Source organism: Microcoleus sp. OTE_8_concoct_300, assembly GCF_031383065.1.
Lineage (GTDB): Bacteria > Cyanobacteriota > Cyanobacteriia > Cyanobacteriales > Microcoleaceae > Microcoleus.
Genome location: NZ_JANMZH010000928.1, coordinates 1 through 4,909, shown reverse-complemented (window position 1 = coordinate 4,909; position 4,909 = coordinate 1). Strand labels below are relative to the sequence as shown.

The following is a 4,909-nucleotide window of genomic DNA, read 5'->3' as shown; positions in this document are numbered from 1 at the left end:
AAATATTTTGAAAGTTTTCTCACAAAATTTGACTGAAATTACCTTAACTTCAGCACCCAAGAAAGCATTAACTTGTCCTGTTACATCAAACAGTTCCAAGGGTTTGCTGATCCGGGAAGTAATTTCCGATGTTCGGATTTTTCCGTCGCCACCTTGTTTCGGTTGGAATTCTCCAATATCTATCAAATCGATGCCGACTTTTCCTTGAATTCCACCTTTGACATAAGCCTCGGCAATTTTCACATCTACCCCAGCACCCACCGCAATACTTGCCTCAAGGCTGAGTTCGTCAACATCTCGTCCTGTGCCGTCAGCATTTTCGCGATCGCTCACATAAAATCCATCCAAAAGTTTGTCAGCAGAACCCGCAGCAAAATTCGCTTTTTTCCACTCAGTTAATCCGTAGGTATCGTACCCAAATCCTAGATGAGCTGAAGCACTAAACTTGCCTTCAACTAAACCCTCGATCGGCCCCCATATCGTAAAGTCTTTCCGAATATTAAAGTCAAATTGCAGTTTGGGCATCTGATAGGTGAATACCGGAACATCCGGTTTACCTATCAGCAATTGAATCGCGGTTTCCGGTTTGGTCAAGAGTGGCAAATCAAAGCCATCAATATCTTGTAAAGCATTTAAGAAGTCCTTGACCTTGCCGCTTGTTTGGGAGTTAATTTGTTGGTTAGCGGTTTGCTGTACGGCAGTTTTTGAAACCGGGGAAGCATTCTGAAGGTTAGCACTTTGATCGGCAACATCTATATTCCCCAGAGTGTAGGAACCCAAGTCGATTTTATCGGGGGAGTTGGCTATTTGGTTTGCCAAATCAACAACTTTATCAACCTTGGCAACCGCATCTAAAAACCGAGTATCGATGTCGCGACCAGAGATTTTTGCTGCCAGTTCTAGTACGCTAACTTTGCCATCCCCATTTTTATCAAACGGTCCCGCTAGACCGAGTTTAGACAGTAACTTGGTGTCGGCATTGAGGAAGTTGATAACTGGTCGAAATGGTTTAATGACATCGGAAATTTTACCGACAATTGGTTTGGCAAAATTATTGACAAATGTCCCCAAATCAAGTTGCATATTGTTAAATGCAACTGCGGGCTTTTGCGGGCCGGTTAATTGACCGTTAGCGTAATTCAGGATGGGCCAATTAACGGCTAAGTCGAAGTTATAGGAGGGGAATGCAGCATTGCCGTTGATGCTGGTTTTTGCTGTGAAACCGAGATTAGCATTACTCGTTAAGTTGGCTTTGAATAAGTCTTTAAACTGATAGTTGCCTTGCAGTTCTGGCAAGGTGAGGCGAGATCCATCATTCGGGCCGCCCAGATTGTCTAAGTCATTGAGCTTGACTTCAAGGTTGGCATCGACTTTAGTAGGGTTTTTGGTATCGTTTGCCAGGTCAACTTGGAAAAAACCTAAGTTGCCTTTTGCCTTGAATTGGTCATTTAGGCCCAAGTCTATGTTGGCAGTTAACTTGGTCTTGTCAGTATCTATGTAGCAGCCGAAATCTTTACTAACACCAACTCCTAGGGACAAGTTGTAGTTGTATTTTGATTGGGCTTTTCCATCTACATCTAAGCTTAATGCCGGTACTCCTAAGTTTTTTGATAGATTGGTGTCGGGAAACTGATATTGCCTGCCAAGAGTAATTAGCAAGGTACTTTCCGCAGAACTCGAATTCCCAGTGAGAGCAACATTGAAGTCCGAACCCAGTGCAGTGCGGAGGCTAGTTTCTAACTGACTCAGACTTTGATTTCCCACATTTTTAATCGTATCGACTAACTTAGTCTTGATATTGCCAATAAAATCTGGGGAAATGTTCTTGAGAGGGCCGACAATGGGTAGGTTAACTGCCTGTAATTGGTCGTTAAGAATTTTCTCAAGTTGATCCAATCCAGCTTCTACGCCACACCAATTCTTCGTGTCGATGGGACCAACAGGTGTTGTCGGTGTCGGCGTTGGTGTCGGTGTTGGTGTGGGAGTCCCAGTTGTCGGCGTCGGCGTTGGTGTGGGTGTTGGTGTGGGAGTGCCTGTTGTCGGCGTTGGTGTCGGCGTTGGTGTGGGAGTGCCTGTTGTCGGCGTTGGTGTTGGTGTCGGCGTTGGCGTCGGAGTCGGTGGCGCTACATCATCATTAGTAATAGTTGTGGTAGCGGTAGCAGTGGTAATTGTCGGTGTAGAATTTAATCCCGAGGGATTTGAGAGCGTAACATTAATGGTTTCATTGGGTTCGATCGCGACATCGCCTAAAACATCAAGAGTAATGGTTTTCGATGTCTCGCCCGCTGCAAAATTAATCGAACCAGTCGCGCCAGTGGCACCGGATGTGCCGCCGATGTTGTTGTAGTCGCTGACGTTGCTAGCAGTTCCAGCGATCGTATAATTGACGCTACTTGTCAACTCTGTGGAACCGCTGCGGGTAACAGTAAAAGTGGCAGCAGTTTTGCCAGAGTTGCCTTCAGTAACGGTCGCAGTACCAGCACTAATTGCGTAGTCGATGGGATTAAGCAGAATTGTTACCTTGCTAGCACCTGATCCGATGCGATCGAAAGGTCCAGAAATCACCCTGTTAAATCCCGCGTAAATTTCCGAATTGACAGGCCCAGTAGCATCAGGTTGACCGTTGAGGGCGTAAAGATACGGCGAAGTCAAGCTATTTTGTAGTCCGCTTTTGTTATCCCAGGCAAGTTTTTCGTTGCTGACTTCTAACTCGAGGCGGGAACCGTTGCTGACCAAGTTAGGCACATTTCCTTGGCTAAGGAATCCGCCAGCGGGTGTATTGTAGTCATTCCCGTTAACGCTCATATTGCCGTTAACAATCTGCATCTCGGCATCGCGGCTTTGAGTGCTTGCATCCCCTCCATAGCCATCGTTTGACGCAGAGTCGCCGAGATTTACCGTCCATCCTGAGGGGGTTTTATCGTATTCAACGATAAATTTGGCTTTTTTGATGTTGCCGCTAAAATTGATTTTGGCTACCGCTTCTAACCAACTGTCTGCGTTTGAGTCCGTAGGGGTATTGACTAGAGAAATAAACTGGTTTGGCCCACCAGTAATTGTGCCTGTTTTGAGGTCGATTTGGTACGGACTCAGGCTTGAAGGTTGACCGTTGGCTGCAATAGTTAATGTTGTTTTTTTTGTGGTACCTGCAACGCCTCCGGTGATTGTGCCCAAGTTGAGAATTGCGGTTTCGGCGTTTTCAGGGAGATTGTCGGGTTTGATAGTAACTGCAATATTCTTGGTGAGTGCGGCACCTGTTGCACCTGCAGGGAATGTAATCGATGTAGGGGAAATGGTGTAGTCTGAATTTTCGGTGGCTGTGCTGCTGGGGTCGATGACAATTGGTACAACTACATCGGCAAAGGGAGTGCCGCCGCTGATAGTGACGGGAATATTAACTACTGTGTCTGTTGTTCCTTCAGTACCGCTGTAAGTTGCAGTACCAAAATTAACTGTATTGGGTGTATTTAGCAGCACCGAAACTTTGCCAGGACCGAAGTTGGTGGTGGCTAAGTCAGGCAAACCGTCCCCGTTCAAATCCTTCGCAATAACAGCAGTATTCGACGATCCCGCATCTAAATCAGCAGTCTTGGTAAATGTGCCGTCGCCATTCCCCAACAGAGTTGAAACCTTCCCATTGCCCGCGACAGCCAAGTCTTGCTTGGAGTCACCATTGAGATCCGCAACAGTGACGAAAATGGGAGAAACCACTGGAATTTCCGTATTAGTAAAGCCCCCACTACCATTCCCGAGCAAAATTGAGATGCTGTTAGAGTCAAGATTCGCCACAGCCAAGTCGGAGAAGGAGTCATTGTTAAACTTACCCACAGCCACCGAATAGGATCGCGACCCCACTGTAATACTATTGGCAGCCCCAAAACTGCCATTGCCACTCCCCGGTAGAATTGAAAGGCTGTTAGTGTATTCGTTCGTCATAGCCAAGTCTTTTGTGCCGTTGCCGTCAAAATCACCTACGGCAATAGATTTACCCCCTTCTTCTACCACAAAGTTTTGAGGAGGCGCAAAAGTGCCATCAAGATTCTGCAATAGAATTGAGACGGCACTCTTATTAGAGGGGACACCTGGGGCAGAGGAATTCTCTAAAGCTAAGTCTGTCCGGCCGTCGCCGTTAAAATCTTCCGCAGCAATGTAGTTAGCTGAACTTACAGGGTCTAAAGATACATTGACGGGAGCACCCAAGCCACTGCTACTCCCAAAAAACACAGAACCGTCATCTACAACCAAGTCGTCATATATATCTGTATTAAATTTAGCGACAGCGAGGGCCCTGTCCCCCTGTGCCAACTTAATAGCGGTGCCAAAGCTACCCGTGCCATTTCCTAACAGAATTGATGTGCCTGGACTTGCGCCTCCGGGACCGCCCACGTTACTAATAGCTAAGTCTGGTTTGGTGTCGCCATTAAAATCACCGACACCGACTGAGACAGGAAAGGGCCCTGCACCAAAATTAGTCGCCACACCAAAACTATTCAAAACGTGTTCGTAATTCGCCAATACTTCGGCTTCAAATACCAGCGGTGTTTCAATTTTCCCGGTGCTCACTTCCAGTTCCCAGTCGCCGCCCTTTGCTACACTTCCCGTGAGGTTTTCGGAAGCTGCAACTCTTGCCCCGGTTAACTCACTCAAGCGTTTGACAAATGTTTTACCTGTCTCGCCTGCTGCTACACAGCACCCGTACAGGAGGATATTGGGTCGATTTTTGCTCCTTGAGTCGGTTCGTTGCGAAAACCACTGCTGTAAAGAATTTCGATCGCACTCTATATCCTCTAAACTAAAGCGAACGTCGCCGAGTTGCAAGCTGCCGGGAGCACCGTGAGAAACTATGTGGATGCTGTCTATATTGGTACGATCGCCTAAAATTTGAGTAATTTGGTCGATCGCATCCCGG

1 protein-coding gene is annotated in these 4,909 nt (G+C 46.9%); it reads right to left on the bottom strand.

Annotation, left to right across the window (positions count from 1 at the left end; all coding sequences use genetic code 11):
• On the bottom strand, positions 1 to 4,909 hold a 4,909-nt coding region (locus ACUVJL_RS39465; RefSeq protein ID WP_445250798.1), incomplete at both ends, for a DUF4347 domain-containing protein.